The organism is Cryobacterium frigoriphilum (assembly GCF_004403305.1).
Taxonomy (GTDB): Bacteria; Actinomycetota; Actinomycetes; order Actinomycetales; family Microbacteriaceae; genus Cryobacterium; species Cryobacterium frigoriphilum.
Genome location: NZ_SOHE01000013.1, coordinates 118,637 through 143,878 on the forward strand (window position 1 = coordinate 118,637; position 25,242 = coordinate 143,878).

17 protein-coding genes and 1 riboswitch are annotated in these 25,242 nt (G+C 68.5%); of the genes, 3 read left to right on the plus strand and 14 right to left on the minus strand.

Annotation, left to right across the window (positions count from 1 at the left end):
- Window positions 1–9: 9 nt before the first annotated feature.
- The 11 genes from E3T55_RS01945 to E3T55_RS01995 all read right to left on the minus strand — a co-directional run bounded on the left by E3T55_RS01945 (window position 10) and on the right by E3T55_RS01995 (window position 13,111).
- Entirely contained in the window at window positions 10–654 is a 645-nt protein-coding gene (locus tag E3T55_RS01945; protein WP_198418491.1) for an ECF transporter S component, read from the minus strand.
- Window positions 655–686: 32 nt separating this feature from the next.
- Window positions 687–794, minus strand: a riboswitch (TPP riboswitch).
- A 208-nt stretch (window positions 795–1,002) separates the two neighbouring features.
- Window positions 1,003–1,332: a hypothetical protein gene (locus E3T55_RS01950; RefSeq protein WP_134517887.1), complete on the minus strand. Its 330-nt coding sequence runs from the start codon at window positions 1,330–1,332 to the stop codon at window positions 1,003–1,005.
- A 9-nt stretch (window positions 1,333–1,341) separates the two neighbouring features.
- The gene (gene dinB / locus E3T55_RS01955) at window positions 1,342–2,622 is read right to left on the minus strand and encodes a DNA polymerase IV (RefSeq protein WP_134517888.1); all 1,281 of its coding nucleotides are present in this window, start codon (window positions 2,620–2,622) and stop codon (window positions 1,342–1,344) included.
- Between the two features lie 35 nt (window positions 2,623–2,657).
- The gene (locus tag E3T55_RS01960; protein WP_241992790.1) at window positions 2,658–3,758 is read right to left on the minus strand and encodes a VIT1/CCC1 transporter family protein; all 1,101 of its coding nucleotides are present in this window, start codon (window positions 3,756–3,758) and stop codon (window positions 2,658–2,660) included.
- Window positions 3,755–4,069: a hypothetical protein gene (locus E3T55_RS01965; RefSeq protein ID WP_134517889.1), complete on the minus strand. Its 315-nt coding sequence runs from the start codon at window positions 4,067–4,069 to the stop codon at window positions 3,755–3,757. Before E3T55_RS01965 ends, E3T55_RS01960 begins: the two co-directional genes overlap by 4 nt.
- Before the next feature lie 9 nt (window positions 4,070–4,078).
- A complete protein-coding gene (gatB, locus tag E3T55_RS01970; protein ID WP_134517890.1) occupies window positions 4,079–5,599 on the minus strand; it encodes an Asp-tRNA(Asn)/Glu-tRNA(Gln) amidotransferase subunit GatB in 1,521 nt (506 codons plus the stop codon).
- Window positions 5,599–7,137: an Asp-tRNA(Asn)/Glu-tRNA(Gln) amidotransferase subunit GatA gene (gene gatA, locus E3T55_RS01975; RefSeq protein WP_134517891.1), complete on the minus strand. Its 1,539-nt coding sequence runs from the start codon at window positions 7,135–7,137 to the stop codon at window positions 5,599–5,601. The genes gatB and gatA overlap by 1 nt, the downstream gene beginning before the upstream one ends.
- A gap of 3 nt (window positions 7,138–7,140) precedes the next feature.
- A complete protein-coding gene (gene gatC, locus E3T55_RS01980; protein WP_134517892.1) occupies window positions 7,141–7,437 on the minus strand; it encodes an Asp-tRNA(Asn)/Glu-tRNA(Gln) amidotransferase subunit GatC in 297 nt (98 codons plus the stop codon).
- 889 nt (window positions 7,438–8,326) lie between these two features.
- Complete coding sequence (gene ligA, locus E3T55_RS01985; RefSeq protein WP_134517893.1) at window positions 8,327–10,651, minus strand: NAD-dependent DNA ligase LigA; 2,325 nt, start codon at window positions 10,649–10,651, stop codon at window positions 8,327–8,329.
- Window positions 10,644–11,828 (minus strand): tRNA 2-thiouridine(34) synthase MnmA, encoded by a 1,185-nt coding sequence (mnmA, locus tag E3T55_RS01990; protein ID WP_198418492.1) that lies wholly within the window; start codon window positions 11,826–11,828, stop codon window positions 10,644–10,646. The genes ligA and mnmA overlap by 8 nt, the downstream gene beginning before the upstream one ends.
- 41 nt (window positions 11,829–11,869) lie before the next feature.
- Entirely contained in the window at window positions 11,870–13,111 is a 1,242-nt protein-coding gene (locus tag E3T55_RS01995; RefSeq protein ID WP_134517894.1) for a cysteine desulfurase family protein, read from the minus strand.
- A gap of 95 nt (window positions 13,112–13,206) precedes the next feature.
- Between E3T55_RS01995 and glgX the strand changes: the two genes are divergently transcribed.
- Window positions 13,207–15,255, plus strand: coding sequence for a glycogen debranching protein GlgX (glgX, locus tag E3T55_RS02000; protein WP_134517895.1), 2,049 nt, complete (start codon window positions 13,207–13,209; stop codon window positions 15,253–15,255).
- Between the two features lie 66 nt (window positions 15,256–15,321).
- Here glgX and glgP read toward each other — a convergent pair whose 3' ends face one another.
- Window positions 15,322–17,910, minus strand: a complete 2,589-nt coding sequence (gene glgP / locus E3T55_RS02005) for an alpha-glucan family phosphorylase (protein WP_134517896.1) — start codon at window positions 17,908–17,910, stop codon at window positions 15,322–15,324.
- Between the two features lie 83 nt (window positions 17,911–17,993).
- On the opposite strand from glgP, the gene E3T55_RS02010 reads away from it, so the two are divergent.
- Together E3T55_RS02010 and glgB are read left to right on the plus strand one after the other, a co-directional pair.
- Window positions 17,994–20,048 carry an alpha-1,4-glucan--maltose-1-phosphate maltosyltransferase gene (locus E3T55_RS02010; protein ID WP_134517897.1) on the plus strand — a complete coding sequence of 685 codons (2,055 nt, stop codon included), beginning with the start codon at window positions 17,994–17,996 and terminating at the stop codon, window positions 20,046–20,048.
- Window positions 20,045–22,333, plus strand: a complete 2,289-nt coding sequence (gene glgB, locus E3T55_RS02015; protein WP_134517898.1) for a 1,4-alpha-glucan branching protein GlgB — start codon at window positions 20,045–20,047, stop codon at window positions 22,331–22,333. Before E3T55_RS02010 ends, glgB begins: the two co-directional genes overlap by 4 nt.
- A 79-nt stretch (window positions 22,334–22,412) precedes the next feature.
- On the opposite strand, the gene E3T55_RS02020 is transcribed toward glgB, so the two are convergent.
- A complete protein-coding gene (locus tag E3T55_RS02020) occupies window positions 22,413–23,381 on the minus strand; it encodes a tetratricopeptide repeat protein (protein ID WP_134517899.1) in 969 nt (322 codons plus the stop codon).
- On the minus strand, window positions 23,378–25,198 hold the full coding sequence (locus E3T55_RS02025; RefSeq protein ID WP_134517900.1) for a DUF8094 domain-containing protein: 1,821 nt from the start codon (window positions 25,196–25,198) through the stop codon (window positions 23,378–23,380). The genes E3T55_RS02020 and E3T55_RS02025 overlap by 4 nt, the downstream gene beginning before the upstream one ends.
- Between the last annotated feature and the right edge of the window lie 44 nt (window positions 25,199–25,242).

Consider the following 25,242-nt stretch of genomic DNA (forward strand, 5'->3'; position numbering starts at 1 on the left):
TGCGGCGGCCTAGACGACGGCCGTGGCATCCCGCCCGGACGCGAATCGGCTCAGCGCTCCGGTGCGCGCGATTCCTTTGAGCGCCAGCCAGGACAGCAGCCCGGCAACGACGACCCCCGAAATGATCGATGCCGCCAGATAGATCGCCATGAACGTCGCCGAGGCACCGGGGTACCAGAGCAGCAGATCGGTGATCGTCAGCGCGATTCCCGCGCCGGCGCCGGCGAGCAGCGCAACATAGGCCCGGTAGTTGCCGTAGAGGAACAGAGCGAAGACGAGCTCGGCGCCCAGTCCCTGAGTCAGGCCGGAGACCAGTACGAGGGGACCCCAGGCGTTTCCGCCGATCAGGGTCGAGACCACAGCGGCCAGCAGCTCGGTGTAGAGCGCCGCACCTGGCTTGCGGATGATGAGCCCGCCGAGTACCCCGGCGAAGAGCCAACCGCCGCCGAGCAGTCCCTGCAGTCCGGGAAGCAGCGGCGTGAGCAGTCCGCCAAGAGGGTTGGAGGCCTGGTTCCAGACGACGAAAATCAGTCCACTGGCGACACCGATGATGCTGGCGACGACAATATCGACGACCCGCCAGCGAAAGTTACGGGGGGTCTTCGCCGTGTTCGATGGCGAGGAATTCTGTAGCAGGGTAGATGTGGCGTGCACTGTGCGTGCCCTTTCCGTAGGTGAGTACAGGGCACGGGTTAGAGAAGTCTCCCTGCGCTGGCATGATCCAGATCAGGTTCGACGGTCGAAGCCTCAAGCTTCCTCTCAGCCCGGTTCACCGGACTCCCGTGTTCTCTTGGAGTCTAACCCCAGTGGAGCGCACTCAGCACGAATGTGTCGCCGCACCACACACCTAGACTTCGAGCATGGCGTTTGTGATCCTTTTCGTCGCGCTCATGCTGTGGCTGCTGCGCGTGGTACTGCTGCGCCGTCGCCGTATCAGAGCGGGCCTGCCGGTGTGCGGGCCGTGGCACTGGCCGCGGAACTGGCCGTGGGGCGGGCGCCGCCCTACTTCTTGAGCGCGCGAACGATGCGGGCGATCGCCCAGCCGGTGGCCGAGACGAACGGGATTCCGACAGCAAGCAGCGCAATCAGGTTCGGTTCGAAGTGCACCCGCCCTCCCGATTTGAGGTAGGCGCCGATCGGCGCGGACATGCCACCGCCACCGCCGCCGCCCATGCCATCGGCCGACTCGGCGTCGCCGCCCCCGCCGAAGCCGTAATAGCTCACGGCGACCGGGATGATCGTGGTGCCGTCGATTTCGACGGGATCCCCGTAGGCGGTCTTAACACCAGCGGAACGGGCATTTTCTGCAAGCTTGAGCGCAAGATTCGTCATGCCCACAGGTTACCCCCCGGCTGCGCCATTCGGGCCAGGCGGACTCGGTGCCGGCCGATTGGGGTGGGGCCGGTTCAGGTGGGGACGCAGCAGGGAGGCGGGCTGCACGGCGCCGCGCCCGAACCGCTCCGAGACCGAGTCCACCGCCTTCTCGGCTTCGCGCCAATCGTCGTCGGGATCCCAGAGCGCGAGTCCCTGGCCATCGCTGTCGCTGAGTTGTTCCACTCGCACGCCGATCAACCGCACGCGGATGCCGTGGGCCGCGAGAGTCTCAAAGCTCACCGCCGCCTCCTCATAGATGCGCCGGCCGACGTTGGTGGGTTCGGCGAGGGTGCGCGAACGCGTCACGGTGCTGAAATCGGTGTAGCGCAGCTTGAGCGACACCGCTCGGCCCACGAGACCGGCCCGCCGCAGGCGCACGGCGACGTCGTCGCACTGGCGCAGCAGCTCGCTGCGCAACCGGGCGACATCCGTCACGTCGTGTTCGAAGGTCACCTCGCGGCCCACGCTCTTCTCCTCGCGCTCCACGGTCACCGTTCGAGGGTCCTGTCCCCACGCCAGGTCGTGCAGCTTGCGGCCGGCGGCGTCGCCGATGCGGCCCTGCAGAGTGACGAGCGGGGTCTTCGCAATGTCGCCAATCGTGCGCAGGCCGAGCCGGGTGAGGGCTTCCTCGGTCGCGGCGCCGACGCCCCAGAGCGCGGTGACCGGCAGCGGATGCAGGAATCCGATCGTGTCCTCGGCCGGAATCACGAGCAGTCCGTTGGGTTTGGACAACCCGGAGGCGAGTTTGGCGACGAACTTGGTCGCCGCGGCGCCGACGGAGCAGATCAGGCCGGTCTCGGCGAGTACCCGGGCGCGAATGAGTTCGCCGATCACGGCCGGTGAGCCGTGCAGGCGCCGGGCACCCGCCACGTCGAGAAAGGCCTCGTCGATGCCGAGCCGCTCCACGAGGGGCGTGAAATCATCAAAGATCGCCATCACCTTCGACGAATAGTGCTGGTAGGCCCCCATATGCGGCTCGAGCACGATGGCGTTCGGGCAGCGCCGCAGGGCCAGGGCCATGGGCATGGCCGAGTTCACGCCGTAGCCGCGGGCGATGTAATTCGCCGCGGTGACGACCGAGCGCCCGGACCGGTGGCCGACGACAACGGGCTGATTGGCGTATTCGGGGTGGTCGAGCAGCTCCACCGACACGAAGAAGGCATCCAGATCGATGTGCAGCACGGTGGCCGTGCTGTCGTCAACGGGTGTGGTCGTGACCTGACGCCCACTGCCATCCTGTCTGCCCATGCAGCGACCCTAACCCCTTCGTGCCCTCCTGCGGACTAGCCGAGGGTGGTGCCAAACGCGAGACCGAGCAGGTACGTGACAGCCGCGGCGCCCAGTCCGATGATGAGCTGGCGTATCGCGCGTGCCAGCGGCGGACCGCCCGAGAGCAGGCCGACCACGGCGCCGGTCGCGAGCAGCGCGACACCCACGAGCAGCGAGGCCACGACGATGGCACCGAGGCCGGTCATGCCGAACAGGTACGGCAGCACCGGCAGCAGCGCTCCCGACGCAAAGAAGCAGAAACTGGAGGTAGCGGCGCCGATACCGGTGCCGATAGCCTCGTGCTCGTCGACGACGGTCACGGCCGCGCGGCCGCGCACCTCGACCGGTCCGGTCGCGACGGCCACGGTGCGCAGCACCTCACGGGCATGGGCTTCGGCTTTCTCGGGTGACATTCCGCGGGCTCGGTAGACAAGGGTGAGCTCGTTGGCGGCCAGATCGAGGTGGGCCAGCACGGTGCGGTCAGTGGGGTTAGGGGTGGATGCCTCGAGCAGCTCCCGCTGGGACCGCACCGACACGTACTCTCCCGCACCCATCGACAGTGCCCCGGCGAGCAGCCCGGCGAGTCCGGTGAAGAGGATCGTGGCCGGCGCGACGCCGGTCGCGCCGATGCCGAGCACGAGGGCGAGGTTGCTGACGAGTCCGTCGTTCACGCCGAAGACAGCCGCCCGAAACGTTCCCGACAGGCGTTTGCGCCCGCGCGCCGCGAGGCCGCGCACGACCTCCTCGTGAATGCTCTCGTCGGCGGCCATCGCACTCGTCGCGTCGCGGTCACCGTCGTAGGGCGAGCGTGACTCCGCCCGCTGAGCGAGCGCGAGCACGAACACCGAACCAAACCGACGGGCCAGCAGCCCGAGAAAACGTGAGTGCAGCGCCCCGCGCTTGGGAGCCCCGACCCTCTCGCCGAGCAGGCCCCGCCAGTGTTGCTCGTGACGGCCCTCCGCGTCGGCGAGGGCGAGCAAGATCTCGCGCTCCTCCCCCGCACGCCGTGCGGCGAGGTCGCGGTACACCGCGGCCTCGGCCTGTTCGTCGGCCAGATACCGACGCCAGCGACGGATGTCGGCGGCATTCGGCGTGCGGGTCGTCACGTCACTCACGACTCGGGCTGGTCCGAGCTCGGCGCAGCCTCGAGCAGGCCCTGCGGCACAACGGCGGAATCGTGCGGACCCGACCCGTCGAGCCCGTAGAACGGCTCCTCGAACTCCACCTGCCAGATCGCTTCACGACGCGTGGTGGGCGCATAGAACGCCGCGCCGGTCAACTCGCCCGGTGCGACGATTACCCCGACCGGATCCTCGGCCAGGGAGTCGGGAAACCGGGTGCGGTCGAGGCGCACGATGACTTGGACGCCGACGCCGAAACGCACACCGCCGCCCGAGGCCCCATCGGGGCCCTGTTCACGCCGCATCCGCATTCCCTACTCGACCGTTCCGGACTCGGCCGTTCCGGCGCGTTCGAGAACGAGCTCGCGTACGCGGGCGGCATCCGCTTGCCCGCGCATCGCCTTCATGACCGCGCCGATGACGGCGCCGGCGGCCTGCAGCTTGCCGTCGCGAATCTTGGCGAGCACGTCGGGCTGCTTGCTGAGGGCTTCGTCGATGGCGGCGATGAGCGCGCCGTCGTCGGAGACGACCGCGAGGCCGCGCGAGGCGACGACCTCGGCGGGGGTGCCTTCGCCGGCGATGACGCCCTCGAGCACCTGGCGGGCCAGGCGGTCGGTGAGGGTGCCGGCGTCGACGAGCGCGATGAGGGCGGCCAGCTGGGCGGGCTGCACGAGGGAGTCCGCGGCGACACCGGCCGCGTTGGCGAGCCGGGCGACCTCTCCGGTCCACCACTTGCGGGCGGACTGGGCGGATGCGCCGGCGGCGACGGTCGCTTCGACGGCGTCCATCAGGTCGGAGTTGACGACGTCCTGGAACTCCAGGTTCGCGAAGCCCCAGTCGGCCTGCAGGCGCTTGCGGCGGGCCGCGGGCGGCTCGGGCAGTGTCCGGCGCAGCTCTTCGACCCATTCACGCGACGGCGCCATGGGCACGAGGTCGGGTTCCGGAAAGTAGCGGTAGTCGTCGGCGTCACTCTTGGGGCGGCCGGCGCTCGTGATGCCGGTGTCCTCGTGCCAGTGCCGGGTCTCCTGCGTGATGGTGCCGCCGGCGGCAAGCACGGCGGCCTGGCGCTGGATCTCGTAGCGCACGGCGCGTTCGACGCTGCGCAGCGAGTTGACGTTCTTGGTCTCGGTGCGGGTGCCGAGCACCTTGGAGCCGCGCGGGCGCAGCGACACGTTCGCGTCGCAGCGCACGTTGCCCTCTTCCATCCGGGCGTTGGAGACGCCGAGCGCCTTGGCGATCTCGCGGATGCCGGCGACGTAGGTGCGGCCGATCTCGGGGGCGTCGTGTTCGGCGCCCTCGATCATCTGGGTGACGATCTCGACCAGCGGCACGCCGCCGCGGTTGTAGTCGACGAGCGAGTAGTCGGCGCCCTGGATGCGGCCGGTGGAGCCGCCCATGTGGGTGAGCTTGCCGGCGTCGTCCTCCATGTGCGCGCGTTCGATCTCGACGGTGACGAGGCGGCCGCTCTCGAGTTCAATCGTCAGCGAGCCGTCGTGGCAGATCGGGTCGTCGTACTGGCTGGTCTGGAAGTTCTTCGCCGTGTCGGGGTAGAAGTAGTTCTTGCGGGCGAAGCGGGAGTGCTCGGCGATCTCGCAGCCGAGGGCGAGGCCCAGACGGATGCTGGATTCGATCGCCTTGTGGTTCACCTGCGGCAGGCCACCGGGCAGGCCGAGGCAGGTCGGGCAGGTGTTCGTGTTGGCGCCGGAGCCGAATTCGTTGGCGCAGCCGCAGAACATCTTGGTCTTGGTGTTGAGCTCGACGTGCACCTCGAAGCCGAGCACCGGCTCGAACAGCTCGAGCGCCTTGTCGTAATCCATCAGTTCGGGCTTGGCCATTAGATGGCTCCCTTTGCGGTTGTGGCCAGCGCGAGCGCCGGAGCCTGGTCGAGCATGGTGTGACCCCAGGTCGCCTCGAGCAGCTGCTCGATGGCGGCGCCGTAGGTGTAGAGGCGCGCATCCGCTCGCGCGGGCGCCATGATCTGCAGGCCGACGGGCAGGCCGTCTTCGGGGGCGAGCCCGATCGGGATGCTCATGCCGGGCACCCCGGCGAGGTTCGCCGGAATGGTGGTGATGTCGCTGCGGTACATCGCCATCGGATCTTCGAGCTTCTCACCGAACTTGAACGCCGTGGTCGGCGCGCTCGGCGAGACGAGGATGTCGACCTTCTCGAATGCCGCGGCGAAGTCGCGCTGGATGAGGGTGCGCACCTTCTGGGCGCTGCCGTAGTAGGCGTCATAGTAGCCGGTGCTGAGGGCGTAGGTGCCGAGGATGATACGGCGCTTGACCTCGGGGCCGAAACCGGCTTCGCGGGTCGCGGCCATCACGTGCTCGCTCGTGAGCGATCCCTCGGCGGGGTCGACGCGGATGCCGAAGCGCACGGAGTCGAAGCGGGCCAGGTTGCTCGAGGCCTCGGCGGGGAGGATCAGATAGTACGCGGCGACGGCGTACTCGAAGTTCGGGGCGGACACCTCGGTGATCTCGGCGCCGGCGGCGGTGAGCAGCGCGAGCGTCTCGGTGAAGCGCTGGGTGACGCCGGCCTGGAAGCCGGAGCCGGAGAGCTCCTTGATGACGCCGACCCGCACGCCCTTGAGGGCGCCGTCGGCGAGGCCGGCGGTGGCCGCCGCGGCCATGGAGGGCCAGGCATCCGTCAGCGAGGTCGAGTCGAGGGGGTCGTGGCCGCCGATCACGTCGTGCAGCAGGGCCGCGTCGAAGACCGTGCGGGAGACCGGGCCGACCTGGTCGAGGCTCGAGGCGAGGGCGATCGCGCCGTAACGGGAGACCGCGCCGTAGGTGGGCTTGACGCCGACGGAGCCGGTGACGGCGGCGGGCTGGCGGATGGAGCCGCCGGTGTCGCTGCCGAGCGCGAGGGGCGCCTGGAAGGAGGCGACGGCCGCGGCCGAGCCACCGCCGGAGCCACCGGGGATGCGGTCGCGGTCCCAGGGGTTGCGGGTCACGCCGTAAGCGGAGTGTTCGGTGGAGGAACCCATGGCGAACTCGTCCATGTTGGTCTTGCCGAGCGGGATCAGGTCGGCGGCGCGCAGGCGCGCAACGACGGTCGCGTCGTAGGGCGGCACCCAGCCTTCGAGAATTTTGGAGCCGGCCGTGGTCGGCATGTCGAGCGTGGTGAGCACGTCTTTGATGGCGATCGGCACGCCGGCGAGCGGGCCGAGCTTCTCGCCGGCGGCGCGGCGGGCGTCGATGCGGGCTGCGGTGGCGAGGGCGGCATCCGCGGCGACGTGCAGGAACGCGTGCAGGTCGGTGTCGACGGCCACGATCTGGTCGAGGTGGGCCTGGGTGGCTTCGACGGCGCTGACCGTGCCGGCTTGCAGGCGGGAGCTCAGTTCGGCGGCGGTGAGGCGGATGAGTTCGGTCATGGGTTACTCCTCGTCCAGGATGGCGGGCACCCGGAATTTATCGCCGGCGCGCGCGGGCGCTCCGGACAGGGCCTGCTCGACAGAAAGCGAGGGCACGACAACGTCTTCACGGAACACATTGGTCAGCGGCATCGGGTGGCTGGTCGCCGGCACGTCGGCGGTCGCGACCTCTTGCACCTTGGCCACGGAGTCGACGATCTGGCCGAGGTCGATGGTGAGGTTCGTGATCTCTTCCGGGCTGAGGTCGATCCGGGCGAGGTTCGCCAGATGGGCGACCTGCTCGGCCGTGATTGCAGACATGTTGCTCCAATGAACTGGTGGGGAACCTCAATTCTAAACGAGGCGGCCGTGAGCGCGGGCCGCGCAGGGTGTGCGGGGCCGTGCGCGGCATCCGTCGACTGCTGATGCGGTGGCCGGCAGCGGATACTGCGGGCCAGGCGTACGCCGCGCCACAAGCCTCAGACACACGGCGGCGGAGGGACACTCGCGCGCCGGAAAGCTGCTGGTGCACCGAAAACGCGCGTGCTGTCCTGCGCCTGAAAGCTGCTGGTGCACGTAAAAAGTGCGGCGCTGGGCGCTCATGCGCCGCAAAGCTGCTCGTGCGTCCGTTCTGCCGCCCGCACGAGCAGTTTTCGGGCGCATCAGTACGAGAGAGTGCAGGATCCGGGCACATGTGTTTCGTGCCGGCCGCCGGATCGAGCCTGCCGTGATGACAACAAACGGGCTTCCAGGCGCGCAGTTGGGACGGCGCCGGTCTCGGGGGCTACTCGGCTTCGGCGGGAGCGATATCGGAGTCGAGCGTGGGCAGCGCATCGGGCCCGTCTCGACCAGCAGGCGAAACTCGCCGGCGTCCAGGATGCGCAGGCCCAGCTCCTCGGCAGGGGGTGTGAGGTCGTTCGCTGCGCGGGTGCTGCGCCGCTGCGCGGATGCTGCGCCACCCCGCCGGGAGGCCGGGGTCGAGCTGCGCGGGTGCTGCGCCGCTGCGCGGGTGGCACGCCTCCCGCGCAGCGGCGTACTACCCGCGCAACTCCCGGTAGGGAGCGTGGGGTCGTTCGCTGCGCGGGAGCTGCGCCGCTGCGCGGGAGCTGCGCCGCTGGGCGAGAGCTGCGCCGCTGCGCGGGTGCTGCGCTGCCGTGCCGGGAGGGCATGGTGGAGCTGCGCGTGTGCTGGCGGCGCCTGTGTCGGGCGGCTATTCGGCTGTGGCGGAGGTCGTGTCGGCGTCGAGCGGGGGAAGCGCGTCGGGGCCGCCCTCGAGCAGCAGCCGAAACTCGTCGGCGTTCAGAGTGCGGATGCCGAGTTCTGCGGCCTTGCCGAGCTTCGACCCGGCGCCCGGGCCGGCGGCCACGAAGTGGGTCTTCTTGGAGACGCTCGACGCGCTCTTGCCGCCAGCGGCGATGATGGCCTCCTGGGCGCCCTCGCGGGTGAACCCCTCGAGCGATCCGGTCGCGACGACGGTGAGGCCGGCCAGCACTCCTCCGGCGGCCTCGGCCGCGCCGGGGCCGGGGTGGCCGGGCGTGGCGAACTGCACGCCGGCCGCGGCCCACTGGGTCACGATGTCTACGTGCCAGTCGACCTCGAACCAGGCCAGCACGGCGTCGGCGATGATGCCGCCGACGCCGTCCACCTCGGCGAGCTCGTCGCGGCTCGCGGCGCGAATGGCGTCGAGCGAACCGAAATGGTTGGCGAGGGCGCGCGCGGCGACCGGGCCGACGTGACGGATGTTGAGCGATACCAGAATGCGCCAGAGCGGTTTGGTCTTGGCCTTGTCGATCTCGGCGAGCAGCTTGATGGCGCTCGTGGAGGGCTGCGGCCCGCTCAGCCCGGCCTTCTTCTCGGCGGCGGTCGGGTTGCGGCGGAACGGCATACGAATCTTGGCAACGCCGTCGTCGTCCTCTTTGGGCAGGCCGGTTTCGGCGTCGCGCACGATGACCTGGATGGGAAGCAGGTCAGCCAGGGTGAGGTCGAACAGGCCCGACTCGGTCACGAGCGGCGGGTCGGCCGGCTCGGTCGGCTGGGTGAGCGCGGAGGCCGCGACCTCACCGAGCACCTCGATGTCAAGGCCGCCGCGGCTGCCGATGTGCTCGACCCGGCCGCGCACCTGGGCGGGGCAGCTGCGCGCGTTCGGGCAGCGCAGGTCGATGTCGCCCTCTTTGGCGGGGGCGAGCGGGGTGCCGCACTCCGGGCAGTTGACGGGCATCACGAACTCGCGTTCGGTGCCGTCGCGCAGTTCGACGACCGGGCCGAGCACCTCGGGAATGACATCGCCGGCCTTGCGCAAGACGATGGTGTCGCCGATCAGAACACCCTTGGCCTTGACGACGTCCTGATTGTGCAGGGTCGCCTGGCGCACCTCGCTGCCGGCCACGAGTACCTTGGCCATCACGGCGAACGGGGTGGCGCGACCGGTGCGGCCGACGCTCACGACGATGTCGAGCAGCTTCGTGTTGACCTGCTCGGGCGGGTACTTGTAGGCGATCGCCCAGCGCGGTGCCCGGTTGGTGGCGCCGAGTTCGGCGTGCAGGGCGAGCTCGTCGATCTTGATGACGATGCCGTCGAGTTCGTGCTCGACGCTCGCGCGGTGGGCGCCGTAATGCTCGATGTAGTCGGCCGCTTCGGCGACCGAGGTGGTGACCTTGAAGTAGCGGCTGGTTGGAAGACCCCAGGTACTGAGCAGCCCATACACCTCGGACTGCGTCGCGACCGGCGGGTCCTGCCAGGCGCCAATGCCGTGAACGAGCATGCGCAGACGCCCGAGGCGCGCCTGCATGAGGCGCAGCTGGTCGGGGTTCTTGCCGGCGGCCTTCTGCCGCAGCGACCCGGCCGCCGCGTTGCGGGCGTTGGCGAACACGCGCTCGCCGGCCGCGGACTGCGCCGCGTTGAGTTCGTCGAAGGCGGCGACGGGAAAGAACACCTCGCCGCGTATCTCCATGAGCGACGGATGCGCGGCGCCGTCTGGTGCATCGGCCAATCGCCCCGGGATTCCCGGCACCAGAGCGATGTTCTCGGTGACGTCTTCACCGACCACCCCGTCGCCGCGGGTGGCCGCCGACACGAGCACCCCGTCGGCGTAGCGCAGGTTGATGGCGAGCCCGTCGATCTTCAGTTCGCACAGAAAATGCACGGCCCGGCCGGAGTTCTCGGCGGCCCTGTGCGCCCAGGACTCGAATTCTTCGCGGGAAAACACGTTGTCGAGGCTGAGCATGCGCTCGGCATGCGTGACCGGGTCGAAGAGCGTGGCTTCGGCACGGCCGCCCACGGTCTGCGTGGGGCTGTCCTGACTCTGCAGCTCGGGGTGCAGTCGTTCGAGTTCGGCGAGCCGCAGCACGAGCCGATCGTACTCGGCGTCGTCGATAGCGGTGGTGTTCTGCCCGAAGTAGGCGTCGCGCGCTTCGAGGATGCGCGTGGTGAGTTCGGCGGCTTCGGTCGAAGCCGCCGCCAGGTCGCTCGGCGTCGTCGCTTTCGTGGCCTTCGCGGCCGACGATTCGGGGATTGTTGCTTCGACGGCGTCAGGCATTGACCGTGGCGGGGCTGGCCGACGCGGACGAGAGGAGAGGGGCGGTGGCTGCGCTGTCTGTTGCCAGCGGCACGGCGCTGACGGTGCGGTCGATGGTGCACTGGCCGAGCACGCGGGTACCGATGTACACGACAGCGGTCTGGCCGGGCGAGACGCCGGTGAGCGGCGTCTCGGGCAGAATCTTGAACTCGATACCGCCGTCTTGCCGGGTGACGACCTGCGCGATGGCCGGTTCGAGGTCGGAGTGCGCGCGAATCTGCACGTGGCAGGCGAATGCGACCTCGGGGTGCTCGGGCGCGAGACCCGACCAGGTATAGGAGTCGCCGGCGATCTCCTTCACGGCGAGGGCTTCCCGGGGGCCGACGACGACGGTGTTGCTCACCGGGCGTACCTCGAGCACGAAGCGCGGCTTGCCGTCGGCGGCGGGGGTGCCGATCGAGAGGCCCTTGCGCTGGCCGACGGTGAACGCCACGGCGCCCTCGTGGGTGCCGAGCTTGTTGCCCTCACGGTCGAGGATGTCGCCGGTCGCCGGGGCGACGCGCTCGCCGAGCCAGCCGCGGGTGTCGCCGTCGGGAATGAAGCAGATGTCGTAGGAGTCAGGCTTGTTGGCCACCGAGAAGCCCCGCGCGGCTGCCTCGGCTCGCACGAGCGTCTTCGAGGGCGTGGTGCCGAGCGGGAACATCGAGTGTGCGATCTGGTCGGCGGTCAGCACGCCCAGCACGTAGGACTGGTCCTTGGCCTCCGCGCTCGCGCGGTGCAGTTCTTTGTTGCCGGCGGCATCCGTCAGAATGCTCGCGTAGTGACCGGTGCAGACGGCGTCGAAGCCGAGGGCGACGGCCTTTTCGAGCAGGGCGGCGAACTTGATCTTCTCGTTGCAGCGCATGCAGGGGTTCGGGGTGCGGCCGGCGGCGTATTCGGCGATGAAGTCGTCAACGACATCGAGCTTGAAGCGCTCGGAGAAATCCCAGACGTAGTACGGGATGCCGATGATGTTCGCGGCGCGCTGGGCATCCATCGAATCTTCGACGGTGCAGCAACCGCGACTTCCGGTGCGGAGCGTTCCCGGCATCCGGCTCAACGCCAAATGCACGCCGACCACCTCGTGCCCTGCTTCGACCGCGCGGGCGGCTGCCACGGCGGAATCGACACCGCCACTCATTGCTGCTAAAACCTTCACCGTGCGAGTGTACTCGGCCCGCCTGAGCGCACCAGCCCGGCTCAGCCGCCGGTCGCCCGGTCGGCCATGCCGGCCCTGGCCGCCTGGGCGTGTGCGGTCGGCAGGGCGGCGAGCAGGGCGTCGACGTCGGCATCCGTCGACGTGTGGCCGAGCGTGATGCGCAGGGCACCACGGCTCTCGACCTCGGTGCGACCCATCGCCCGCAGCACGTGGGACGGTTCGGGAACCCCGGCCTGGCAGGCAGAGCCGGTCGACACCGACACCCCGGCCACGTCGAGCAGAAAGAGCAGCGAGTCCCCCTCACAGCCGGGAAAGCTGAAGTGGGCGTTGCCGGGCAGGCGACCGGATGCTGTCGGGTCTCCATTCAGCACCGCATCGGGCACGAGGGCGGTCACCCCCGCCACAACCCGATCGCGCAGCGCCTCGAGGCGTGCGGTCTCGGCCGCCGGATCGGCGCCCAACGCACCGGCGGCGACAGCGAACGCGACGGCGGCCGCGACATCCTGGGTTCCGCTGCGCACCTTGCGCTGCTGTCCGCCGCCGTGGATGAGGGGTTCGACAACGGTTGTGCGCCCCAGCACGAGGGCGGCGATGCCGACCGGGCCGCCGACCTTGTGCGCCGAGACGCTCAGGGCCGAGACGCCCGCGGCAGCGAGGGCCCTGAAGTCGACGGGCACGTAGCCGTAGGCGGCGACCGCGTCGACGTGCACCGGGATGCCGTGGGCGGCCGCGAGCGCGGCGACCTCCGCCACCGGCTGCAGCGTGCCGACCTCGTTGTTGGCCATGATCAGGGTGACGAGGGCGACATCGGCCGGGTTACGCTCGATCGCCGCCGCGAGGGCGACGAGGTCGATGCGGCCAACGGCGTCGAGGGGAATCCACTCGACGACGGCACCGTCGTGGCGTTCGAGCCACTCCACGGTGTCGAGGGTCGCGTGGTGCTCGCCGCCCGGAACCAGGATACGGCGGCGCGGCGCCAGGGCCTGTACGCCAGAGCGGGCCTGCGCACCAGAACGGGCCTGCGCACCAGAGCGGGCCCAGTACAGCCCTTTGATACCGAGGTTGATCGATTCGGTTCCGCTGCCGGTGAACACCACTTCGATCGGGTCGCAGCCGAGGCTCGCGGCGACGGTCTCGCGAGCCTCCTCGAGCATCCGCTTCGCGTTTTGGCCGGCGCTGTGCACCGAGGCCGGATTTCCGACCACCGCCATCGCGTCGGCGTAGCTTCGAATTGCCGCGGGGAGCATGGGCGTGGTCGCCGCATGATCCAAATACACCGTCATTGTTCCTCGTTCGGTCAGGGGGTCGTGGGGGTTCGCTGGGTGTTCTGCGCAGCCGATGGTCGGCACGCGCGCTCACACTGATTACTCTAGAACCCATGACATCCGCCGATTCCCTGCGCTCCCTAGGGGTGCGGGTCACCAGTACCGGCGGAGAGCTGCGCGTGTGGTCAGAGACCGCCGACGGCATGGACCTCTGCATCTTCGACGACACCGACCCCAACTGGATCGTCAAGAGCGTGCCCATGAAGCGCGACGAGGCGGGAGTCTGGTCCGGCAAGTCCCGCACCCTCACGCCCGGACGCAGGTACGGCATTCGGGTGACCGGGCCGGCCGGGCCGCGCAACTCATTCCACCCAGAGAAAACCCTGATCGAGCCCTATTCGAGGGGACTGGTGCGGGTCGGTCCCGATCAGTGGCAGTCGAGTGTCATCGACGGATACTTCGATTGGAACGGTGCCGAGAAGCCGGCCGTGCCGCTCGATCACACCGTGGTCTATGAGGCCCACGTTCGCGGCATCAGCCGGCTCAATCCGGCAATGCCCGCCGCCCTGCGCGGAACCTACGCCGGCCTTGCCCACGAGTCCACCATCGCCTATCTGAAGGACCTCGGCGTGACCGCGGTCGAGCTCTTGCCGGTGATGTCGTTCGTGTCAGAGCAGCGTCTGATCAAACAGGGCCTCATCAATTACTGGGGTTACAACACCCTTAATTTCTTCACCCCGCACGCCGACTACGCCACCCAGGCCGCGCAGGCGAGCGGCCCCGAATCCGTGCTGCGCGAGTTCAAGGGTATGGTCAAGCTGCTGCACGAGGCGGGCCTCGAGGTCATCCTCGACGTCGTCTACAACCACACCGCCGAAGAAGGCCCGAACGGCCCGGTGACCAGCCTGCGCGGCATCGATGAGGCCGTCTACTACCGCCAGAACGACGACGGCTCCTACATCGACGTGACCGGGTGCGGCAATACCGTCAACTTCGGCCACGAGGTTCCCCGGCGCCTCGTACTGGACTCACTCGCGTACTGGGCCAACGAGGTCCAGATCGATGGTTTCCGCTTCGACCTGGCCGTGACTCTCGGGCGCGACGGCAACGTCGAGTACCGACCGGACCATCCGTTGCTGACGTCGATTCGGGACGAACCCGCCCTTGCCGGTGTCAAGCTCATCGCCGAACCCTGGGACATGGGCATGAGCGGATGGCAGACCGGCAACTTCGCGCCCGGCTGGTCGGAGTGGAATGACCGCTACCGCGACCGCATGCGGGACTTCTGGCTCTCCGACATTCAGAGCATGCGCACCCGCGGGTCGGTCGGCTCGGGCATCGGCCGCTTCGCGACCCGAATGGCCGGCTCGTCGAACACCTTCGCGACCGACCGAGGCCCGCTCGCCTCGCTGAACTTCATCACCGCCCACGACGGCTTCACCCTCGCCGACCTCACCGCTTACAACGACAAGCACAACCTCGGCAACGGCGAGTCGAACCGCGACGGCACCGACAACAACAGCTCCTTCAACCACGGCGTCGAGGGTCCCACCCGCAACCTCGAGGTGTTGGCGACGCGCCGCAAGGCGATTCGCAACCTGCTCGGAACCCTGCTGCTGTCGGCGGGAATCCCGATGATCACCGCGGGCGACGAATTCGGGCGCAGCCAGCGCGGCAACAACAACGCCTACTGCCAGGACAGCGAGCTCACCTGGCTCAACTGGAACTTCGACGACTGGCAGCAGGACCTGCACCGGGTCAGCCGACGACTGTTGCAGTTGCGGCGCGAGAACCCGGCGCTGCGGCCCGTGCACTTCGGCCGTCTCGGTGAGACCACGCTGAGTGCGAGCACCCTCGAGTGGTACAACATCGAGGGCAAGTCGATGTCGCAGGAGGATTGGAACTCCCCCAAGGAGCGCACCCTGCAGTACATGGCGGCCAGCACCCCCGAACACGAGCAGTTCAACCGCATCCTGCTCGTCGTGCACGCCCTCGAACAGGAACTCACGGTCACGCTGCCGGTGCATCCCGGCGTGTCGTCGTACACGCTGCTCTGGGATTCGAGCCACGACGACCTCGACGAGACCGACATCGAACACGCACCGGGCACTCCCCTGCTCGTGCCCGGCGCCTCGATGCAGCTCTTCCGCGCCAACTCCTGACCGGCGCCCGAGCCAGAAGAGCCGCGCTTCCCGACCAGGTCGAGAAGCGCGGCTCTTCTCTTGCGCTTAGGAGGCGACCGCGACCAGGCCCATTTCGGCCGGACTGATCAGCAGGTCGTTGCGCGGAACGACGCGCACGGTGTAGCCGAACGCGCCGGCGCGGTCGAGTTCGACCGTTCCGGTGAACAGCGTCGGAACGCCGCCGTCGGCCGAACCGGTCGCGTCATCGGCCGGGTTCTCCATTTCCGGTTGGAGCGCCTGGGTGTTCGTCTCGCTGAGGTCGTCGCCGCTCGTGCTGCGGCCGTAGACGACCTCGACCGTGACGTCGCCCGGCAGCAGCCCGTTGAGCTGCACGTGCGCCCGCAGGTGCAGGTCGTCGCCGACCTCCGGCACCGCGGACACCCCGCCGGACTCCACGTGGGTGACGGCGACGCCGTGCCAGGCAGCGAAAATGCGTCCCTTCCAGGCGGCCAGTTCCCGGGCCGCCCGAAAGTTGTTCGTCGACAGCAGGTTCTCGTAGTGCCCGGCCGGCCGGTACAGCTTCTGCACGTACTCGCGCACCATGCGGTCGGCGCTGAGCTCGGGCGACAGCGTCGCGAGGGTGTGACGGATGCTGGCGACCCACCGCGTCGGAACCTCGTCGGCGTCGCGCTCGTAGAAGCGCGGGGCGACGTGGTGCTCGATGAGGTCGTAGAGCGCCTCGGACTCCATCCGGTCGCGTTCCGCGGAGTCTCCCGCGGCATCCGCTGACGGAATCGCCCAGCCGTTCTTGCCGTCGTAGTATTCCGGCCACCAGCCGTCGAGGATCGACAGGTTGAGCACGCCGTTGAGGGCGGCCTTCATCCCGCTCGTACCGCACGCCTCGAGCGGACGCAGCGGATTGTTGAGCCAGACGTCGGTTCCCGGGTACATCAGCTGCGCCATGGCGATGTTGTAGTCGGGCAGGAACGCGATGCGCTGGCGTAGCTCCGGGGTCGCGGCGAACTGCACGATCTTCTGGATCAGGCGTTTGCCCTCTTCGTCGGCGGGGTGCGACTTACCGGCGATGACGATCTGGATCGGACGGGTCGGGTGCAGCAGCAGGGCGCGCAGGCGCTCAGGGTCGTGCAGCATGAGCGTGAGCCGCTTGTAGGTCGGCACCCGACGGGCAAAACCGATGGTCAGCACCTTCGGGTCGAAGACCCCGTTGATCCACGCCGGGGCGATGCCGCCAGGGTTCTGCTCCTGCCAGGCGGCGAGCAGGCGACGCCGGGCGTCTTCGACGAACTGCAGGCGCATCTGGCCGCGTACGCTCCAGAGGTCTTCGTCGGTCACGGCCGGCGAGTTCCAGTCGGCCGTCGACGTGTCCGCGGCGCCGAGTCGGTTCTGGGCGAGAGCGAGCAGTGCCGGGTCGGTCCAGGTCGGCGCGTGCACGCCGTTGGTGATCGAGCCGATCGGCACGTCGCTCGGGTCGAAGCCCGGCCACAGGCCGCTGAACATCTTGCGGCTGACCTCACCGTGCAGGGTCGACACGCCGTTGGCGTGCTGGCCGAGGCGCAGGCCCATGATCGCCATGTTGAACACGTCGGGCGAGCCGCCCGCGTAGGTTTCGGCGCCGAGGGCGAGCAGGTCGTCGACGTTGACGCCGGGCAGCAGGTCGGTACCGAAGTAGCGGCGCACGAGGCCGCGGTCGAAGCGGTCGATGCCGGCGCCGACGGGGGTGTGCGTCGTGAACACCGTTCCGGCACGAGCGACCTGCAGGGCCTCCTGAAAGCTCAGGCCCTCGCCGATGAGGCTCGAGATCCGCTCGAGGCCGAGAAACCCGGCGTGGCCCTCGTTGGTGTGAAACACCTCGGGTTCGGGGTAGCCCTTGAGCTCGCTCCACAGCTTGACGGCGCGGGCACCGCCGATGCCCAGCAGCAGCTCCTGCAGCAGGCGGTGCTCGCCGCCGCCGCCGTACAGGCGGTCGGTCACGAGGCGCAGGTCGTCGGGGTTCTCGGGGATGTCCGCGTCGAGCATGAGCAGACGGATGCGCCCCACGAGCGCCTGCCAGACGCGCGCGTGCAGCGTGCGGCCGTCGGGAAGAGCCAGCGACACCTGCACGGCAGAGCCGTCGGCGCGGCGCAACACCGAGAGCGGAAGCCCGTCGGGGTCGAGCAGCGGGTAGCTCTCCATCTGCCAGCCGTCGGGCGAGATGGACTGGGCGAAGTAGCCCGCCCGGTAGAAGAGGCCGACGCCCACGAGCGGCACGCCGAGGTCCGACGCGCTCTTCAGGTGGTCACCGGCGAGGATTCCGAGGCCGCCGGAATACTGCGGCAGCGCCGCCGCGATTCCGAACTCGGGCGAGAAGTAGGCGATGGCCGCCGGCTTCTCCCCCTCGAGGCTCTGGTACCAGCGCGGCTGCTCGAGGTAGTCACGCAGGTCGTCGCGCATCGCGTTGGCCGCGTTCACGTAGTCCTGGTCGCGCGCCAGCTCGTCGAGACGGGCCGGATCGACGGCACCGAGAAGCGCCACCGGGTCGGTTCCAATGGAACGCCACAGCTCTGGGGCGATCTGTTCAAACAGTTGCCGCGTCGGCTCATGCCAGGACCAGCGGAGATTACCCGCCAATTCTTCAAGAGCCACGAGGGGTTCGGGGAGTACAGCACGGACGGTAAATTTGCGGATCGCCTTCACGAACCCAAGACTAGGGGCGGCTTGTGTCCAATGGGTAACCAAGAGAAGCAGGTTTTGCGATTTATTCGCGCTACGGTCATGGTGTGGCTAAGACAGCAGCAAACCGAGACCTCGTTAACCAGGCACCGCCCGCAAGCGATTTTGTTGCGCGCGTCGGCCGTATCCCCGTACTCGATTTATCCCCGCAGGTTTCCGACAACCTGTGGCCGACCCGTTCCTTCGTCGGCGAGGTCGTGCCATTCGCGGCGACCGCGTTCCGTGAGGGGCACGATCTCATTGGCGTCACCCTGCTGTTGCGCGCACCGGATGGGTCGCTGCGAAGCCGCCCGATGACGCTGAGCGCGGCCGGCACCGACCGGTGGACAGCCGAAGCCCAGCTCGACAAGCCGGGCACCTGGGAATACCGGGTCGGCGCGTACGCCGACGACTGGAACACCTGGCGGCACAACGCCGTCATCAAGATCCCGGCCGGCATCGACGTCGAGCTCATGTTCCTGATCGGCTCCGGCCTGCTCACCGCCGCGGCCGCCGACACCGGCCGACCGGTCGCCGAGCGCCGCCTGTTCCGCGCGGCCGCGAAGAAACTCGTCACTGCCGGCCTGCCCGTCGCCGATCGCCTGCTCGCCATCGACGAGCCGAAACTCGCGAAGGCGATCGCGCTGCATCCGCTTGCCGGGCTCGAAACTGTCTCGGAACCGCGCACCATCATCGTGGAGCGCCAGCGCGCCGCCGTCGGCTCCTGGTACGAGTTCTTTCCCCGGTCCGAGGGCGCGAAGAAGCTCGCCAACGGTTCGTGGAAGAGCGGAACGTTTCGCACCGCCGCCAAGCGACTGCCCGCGGTCGCCGCGATGGGCTTCGACGTGCTCTACCTGCCGCCGATCCACCCGATCGGCAGCGCCTTCCGCAAGGGCCCGAACAATTCCCTCATCGTCGGACCGTTCGACCCCGGATCGCCGTGGGCGATCGGTTCGGCCGACGGCGGCCACGACGCGATCCACCCTGACCTCGGCACCGAAGCCGATTTCAGCTATTTTCTGAACCGGGCCAGGAAACTGGGACTCGAGGTCGCCCTCGACTTCGCCCTGCAGGCCTCCCCCGATCACCCCTGGGTCACGAGCCACCCGGAGTGGTTCACGACGCTGCCCGACGGTTCGATCGCGTACGCCGAGAACCCGCCGAAAAAGTATCAGGACATCTACCCGATCAACTTCGACAACGATCCCGCCGGCATCCGTGCCGAGGCGCTGAGGGTGCTCACGCACTGGATCGACCTCGGCGTGAAGATCTTCCGCGTGGACAACCCGCACACCAAGCCGCTGGACTTCTGGGAATGGCTCATCGCCGAGGTCAACGCCGCACACCCCGACGTGATCTTTCTCGCGGAGGCCTTCACCCGACCGGCGCTCATGCAGGCGCTCGGCAAGGTCGGCTTCCAGCAGTCGTACACGTACTTCACGTGGCGCAACACGAAGATCGAACTCGAGGAATTCTTCGACGGCCTCGCCCGGCAGACCCCCGATTTTCTGCGGCCGAACCTGTTTGTGAACACCCCCGACATTCTCACCGAGTTTCTGCAGTTCGGCGGTCCGGCGGCCTTCAAGATTCGGGCCGCGCTCGCGGCGCTCGCCTCGCCGAGCTGGGGGGTCTATGCGGGCTTCGAGCTCTATGAGAGCGTCGCCCGGCCCGGCGCCGAGGAGAACATCGACAACGAGAAGTACGAGTACCGGCCCCGGTCGTTCGCGAAGGCCGAGGAACTCGGCCAGTCGCTCGCCCCGTTCATCACCCAGCTGAACGAGATCCGTCGGGCGCACCCGGCGCTCGGTCAACTGCGTAACCTCGATATTCATGCCAGCGACGACGACTCCATCCTCGTGTTCAGCAAGTATCTCGACGCCGCGTACACCGGTACGGGTGAAGCGGATGCCCTGCTCGTCGTCGTCAACGTCGACCCGCACTCGGTGCGTGAAACCGTCGTGCACCTCGACGTGACACGCTTCGGTATCCCCGTGGGGGAACCGTTCGAGGTGACCGACCTGCTGACCGGAACCACCTGGACCTGGACCGCCGACAACTTCGTTCGGCTCGACGCATTCACGCAACCGCTGCACATTCTGCACGTGAAGGGACGGAGCGCATGACGCCCGCAACAGGAGACACCACGCCGGCCCGCAAGGCCGCCGCCACGCCCACCCCCGCTGCCGCTGCTCCCCCTGCCGCTGCCGCTGCCGTTCCGGAGCTCATCGGAGGCTTCCCGGTGCACGTGCTGCAGGCCGTCGCGGCCGGCAGCTACTACAGCCCGCATCAGGTCCTCGGCCAGCACCTGGTCGAGGCGCCCGGCGTGACCGACCCGCTCGTGATCATCCGTTCCCTGCGCCCGCTCGCGACCGAGGTCGTGGCGATTCTCGCCTCCGGTGCCCACGTGGAGCTGAACCACCTCGCCTTCGGCATCTGGGAGGGCACGAGCACGCTCGGCCTGCAGGATTACACCATCGAGGCGCGCTACGAGGGAGCATCCTCGCACACCGCTGACGACCCGTACCGCTTTCTGCCCACGCTCGGCGAACTCGACCTGCACCTGATCGGTGAAGGCCGTCACGAACGCCTGTGGGACGTTCTCGGGGCACACCACCGCGAGCAGTGGGGCGTGCACACCGCCTTCGACGGCACGTCGTTCGCCGTCTGGGCACCCAACGCGCAGGCCGTGCGCGTGATCGGCGACTTCAACGGCTGGAACGGCGTCACGCACGCCATGCGCAACATGGGCGGCTCCGGGGTCTGGGAACTCTTCATTCCGGGCCTCGTCACCGGCTCCAACTACAAGTTCGAACTGCTCACGCAGCACGGCCACTGGATCGCCAAGGCCGACCCGATGGCCCGCGCCGCCGAGGTACCGCCGCAGACGGCCTCCGTCATCGCCGAATCTCACTACGACTGGGCGGATGCGGCGTGGATCGCGTCTCGCACCGCGACCGACCCGCACGACCAGCCGATGAGCATCTACGAGATGCACGTCGGGTCGTGGCGTCCTGGCCTCGGGTACCGTGACCTCGCCGACGAGCTCATCGGCTACCTGACCGAGCTCGCATTCACGCACGTCGAATTCATGCCACTCGCCGAGCATCCGTTCGGAGGTTCGTGGGGCTATCAGGTCAGCGGATACTACGCCCCGACCAGCCGTTTCGGCGGTCCGGACGATTTGCGCTACCTGATCGACCGGCTGCACCAGGCGGGCTTCGGCGTGATCATGGACTGGGTCCCCGGACATTTTCCGAAGGACGACTTCGCTCTGGCCCGGTTCGACGGCCAGGCCCTCTACGAGCACCCCGACTGGCGCCGTGGCGAGCAGAAGGAGTGGGGCACTCTCGTGTTCGACTTCGGACGCCCGCCGGTACGCAACTTTCTGGTCGCGAACGCGCTCTACTGGCTCGAAGAGTTTCACATCGACGCCCTGCGCGTCGACGCCGTCGCGTCGATGCTCTACCTCGACTACTCGCGCGAAGACGGCGAGTGGGAACCCAACCAGTACGGCGGCCGCGAGAACCTCGAGGCGATCAGCCTGCTGCAGGAGATCACCGCAACGGCCTATCGCCGCAACCCCGGCACCATGATGATCGCCGAAGAGTCCACCAACTGGGGCGGCGTCACCGCTGCCACGAGCGGCGGCGGGCTGGGCTTCGGCTTCAAGTGGAACATGGGCTGGATGCACGACTCGCTCGAGTACATCAGCGTCGACCCGATGTACCGCTCGTACCACCACAACGACATCACGTTTTCGTTCATGTACGCGTTCAGTGAGAACTTTCTGCTGCCCATCAGCCACGACGAGGTCGTGCACGGCAAGGGCGCGCTGATCTCCCGCATGCCGGGCGATTCCTGGCAGCAGCTCGCCAACGTGCGCGTGTACCTGTCGTTTATGTGGGCGCACCCCGGCAAGCAACTGCTCTTCATGGGCTCCGAATTCGGGCAGCGGTCCGAGTGGAGCGAGGAACGCGGCCTCGACTGGTGGATGCTCGACCAGCCGGCCCACCGCGGGCTGTTCACCTTCGTGGGGCAGCTCAACCGCGTCTACCAGGACAATGCGAGCCTCTGGGCACGCGACAACGACCCGAGCGGATTCGAGCTCATCGACGGCGGCGCGGCCGCCCAGAACGTCGTGTCGTTCTTGCGCTGGGACAACGACGGCCTGCCGATCGCGTGCTTCTTCAACTTCGCCGGACACCCGCACGAGAACTATCGCGTCGGGCTGCCGTTCGCGGGACGCTGGGACGAGATTCTCAACACGGATGCCGAACAGTTCGGCGGGTCCGGCGTTGGTAACTTCGGCGGCGTCTGGGCCGACGCCGAGCCGTGGGGTGGCCGCCCGGCCGCCGCGACGATCACCCTGCCGCCGCTCGCCGGCGTTTACTTCAGGTATCGCCCGTAAGGCCGACACTTCACGCACAACGCCCCCGGAAGCTCCCACTCGCGTGGACGCTGCCGGGGGCGTTGTGTTGGGTGGTGATCTAGTACAGCAGCGCGGTCAGGCGGCTGCGGGTCGGAGCGACCTGCGGGGCCTCGGCACCGATAACCTCGAACATCTCGAGAATGCGCTCACGAATGGAGTTTCGGCCAGCGGGGTCCTGAGCCGGGAACAGCCCCAGAAGCCGGTCGAAGGCATCCTGGATGTGCCCGCCCGAGAGGTCGAGGTCGGCCACCAGCAGCTGGGCCTGCAGATCGTCGGGGGCGGATGCCGCTCCCGATCGAATCTGATCGAGCGTCTTACCCTGGAGCCGCGCGAGCAGGCTGACCTGGGCCAGTCCGGCGACGGCCATCGTGTCAGCCGGATCCTTCGCGATCGCGGTGCGGTACTCGGCCTGGGCGGTCTCGTAGTCGCCGCGCTCGATCGCCTCGTAGGCCTCGGCGTGATGCGGCGGAAGCGGCGCCGGGGCCGGTTCGGCCTCGGCCGTGGCGGCGCCCTGAACCTCGGCGCTGCCGGTCACTCCCTGCTCGGCGGCCAGCTGCAGCAACCGTTCGAAGACGTCGCGCACCTCGGCCTCGGCCAGCGCGCCCGTGAACAGCTGCACGGGCTGGCCGCCGATGACGGCGGCCACGGTCGGAATCGAGGTGGCCTGGAAGGCCTGCGCGAGCTGGGGGTTCGCCTCGATGTCGACCTTGGCGAGCAGAAAACGCCCGGCATAGTCGGTGATGATCCGTTCCAGAACCGGCGTGAGCGCCTTGCCCGGCTCCGACCATTCCGTGGACAGCTCGACGACGATCGGAATCGTCGTCGAGAGCTCGAGCAGTTCACCGAAGTTCGCGTCGGTCCCGTCGAGCACGAGGCTCGGCACGGCGACCGGACCGACCGCACCGGGCTGTGCGGGTGACTGCGGCGACGTCGCGGTCGAAGCGGCGGGAGTGGACGGCCGGTTCACGAGCGAGGAGAGGTCGACCGCTCCGCGCAGGTTGGAGCCGGAAGGGGGCACGTGGGTCATGGAAGCTCCGCAGATGAGATGAGGCCCTGGGAGAAGCCCAGGAGGGAAATCTTGGCGTCCGAGCCCGCTGCGGGCACGTAGAACAGCAGCTGGTCGGCGTAGGTGCTCTGCAAGCCCTTCGTGGACTCGTCGATGCCCGACAGCGCCCGGCTGGACACCGAGCCTTCCTTCGGGCCGACAACGGCCTGATCGGCGACGGGCCTGACCGTTTCAACCTCGTTCAGACTCACCGCGACGACGCTGCCGGAGTCGTTGGTCGCGAGGGCCAGGGTGCGCCCGGAGCCGCCGGCGGTGGTGTACTCGATGCCGGCCGTGTCGGGCAGTTCCAGGATGGCCGTTGCCCTGCGCTCAGCGACCTGAGAGCGGAAGCTGTCGCCGGTCGCGTCGAAGCTGCCGAACGAGGGGCTGGCTTCGCCCTGCGCCAGAATGTCCGCGTAGGCAGCGGCTATCTGGTCCGGCGGCAGCAGCAGCAGCCGGGAATCGGGGGCGATGAGTGGCGCCCCGACGACGGCCGGGGCAACGTCGACGCGGGACTCCGGCTCGAGCTGCACCGCATATTCGACGAGGTAGTTGTCACGCGGTGTTTCCTGGCTGAGCACCAGCGCCGTCGGCGCGACGCTCGTGCTGTCGGCATCCTGAATCACGGTCATGACCGTGCGCGGCCAGGACTCGGTCTGCTGCGGCAGGGTCAGCACGAGCGGAGTCGCCGGAATCGCCGCCGACGCCGTCACCTCGGGAGCAACGGTGCGAATCTGGTAGTTGGCGAGGCGCTGCTCGAGAGCGGGGCCGGCGAACCGTGCCGAGAGAGCATCGGAGTCGAGGCCGGCATCCGCTTCGGCGGTGAGCTTGGAGATCTTGGCGACGATACGCTCGAGCTGCGGAACCGTGACGGCGGCGGGTGCCGGGGCCGTCGAGACTTCGGGCTCATCGGTCGATGCGGGGGTGGGCGACGCTGTGGCGCTCGACCCGCTGACCGGCGCGGCGCCGCCGGGCCAAAATTCGGCCGAGCATCCGCTGAGCACCAGACCGGAAATCGCCAGCATGGGAACGACCGCCACAAACTTGTTGATCGACTTGCGCGGGCCGGTGATCTCGCTCGCTTTCAACGCGCGGGGGCGCGGTGGCCGGGGCAGACGGGGCAGGCGTGGGCGCGGAACGTTGCGACGCGGCCCGCGGGAACGCCGCAGGTGCAGAAGGGCGAGCAAGTAGAGAACGAGCCCGATCAGCAGCAGCACGGCGCCACCCAGGATGAGGGGGCCGGCCCACGGGGTGCCGTTGTCCACGCGCCAGGACAGCGAGATTTCGCCCGGTGCCGCCTTGACCCCATCGGAGGCCACGATCAGCGAGATGCCCTCGGGCACGTTGATCGCGGAGACGAGCTGCCGGTCGGCCGAGAATTCGTCGAGCCAGAGATCGGAACCGACCGGGCTCGTCACGGGCTCGTCAACGACCTCCGTCGTTTCCGCGCTCTCAGAGTCGGTCTCCGTCTCGTCGGTCGTTGCGGCGGTCTCGGTCGAGACCAGTTGCCCGTCGACGAGACTCACATCGGAGTGGGCATCGGTACCGATCCAGGCATCGACGTCGGCCGAGCGACCAAAGGCCATGAAGACCTCGTCGGCGCCGCTGATCGACACGGTCTGGCGGCCGGAATGGGCGGCCAGGGCCGAGGGATCGATGACCGTATAGGCCGCCTCACCCGAAACCGTGGTGCTGAGGGAGATCGAATCCGGTTCCAGAAACACGGTGCGCTGGGCGAGGCCCAGCACGATCATCGCCGCAGCAAGAACGAACGCCACAATGGCGAAAACAAAACGCACGTCTACCTTCCTGTGTTGCCGATCGGTCGGTGCACTACCCGACC

Coding starts and splice junctions, on each gene's coding strand:
- gatB (WP_134517890.1), bottom strand. CDS start 5,599: ATGGCCAAGCCCGAACTGATGGATTACGACAAGGCGCTCGAGCTGTTC.
- gatC (WP_134517892.1), bottom strand. CDS start 7,437: ATGTCTGCAATCACGGCCGAGCAGGTCGCCCATCTGGCGAACCTCGCC.
- E3T55_RS02020 (WP_134517899.1), bottom strand. CDS start 23,381: ATGACCCACGTGCCCCCTTCCGGCTCCAACCTGCGCGGAGCGGTCGAC.
- E3T55_RS01965 (WP_134517889.1), bottom strand. CDS start 4,069: ATGCGGCGTGAACAGGGCCCCGATGGGGCCTCGGGCGGCGGTGTGCGT.
- E3T55_RS01995 (WP_134517894.1), bottom strand. CDS start 13,111: ATGACGGTGTATTTGGATCATGCGGCGACCACGCCCATGCTCCCCGCG.
- E3T55_RS01950 (WP_134517887.1), bottom strand. CDS start 1,332: ATGACGAATCTTGCGCTCAAGCTTGCAGAAAATGCCCGTTCCGCTGGT.
- ligA (WP_134517893.1), bottom strand. CDS start 10,651: ATGCCTGACGCCGTCGAAGCAACAATCCCCGAATCGTCGGCCGCGAAG.
- dinB (WP_134517888.1), bottom strand. CDS start 2,622: ATGGGCAGACAGGATGGCAGTGGGCGTCAGGTCACGACCACACCCGTT.
- glgB (WP_134517898.1), top strand. CDS start 20,045: ATGACGCCCGCAACAGGAGACACCACGCCGGCCCGCAAGGCCGCCGCC.
- glgX (WP_134517895.1), top strand. CDS start 13,207: ATGACATCCGCCGATTCCCTGCGCTCCCTAGGGGTGCGGGTCACCAGT.
- gatA (WP_134517891.1), bottom strand. CDS start 7,137: ATGACCGAACTCATCCGCCTCACCGCCGCCGAACTGAGCTCCCGCCTG.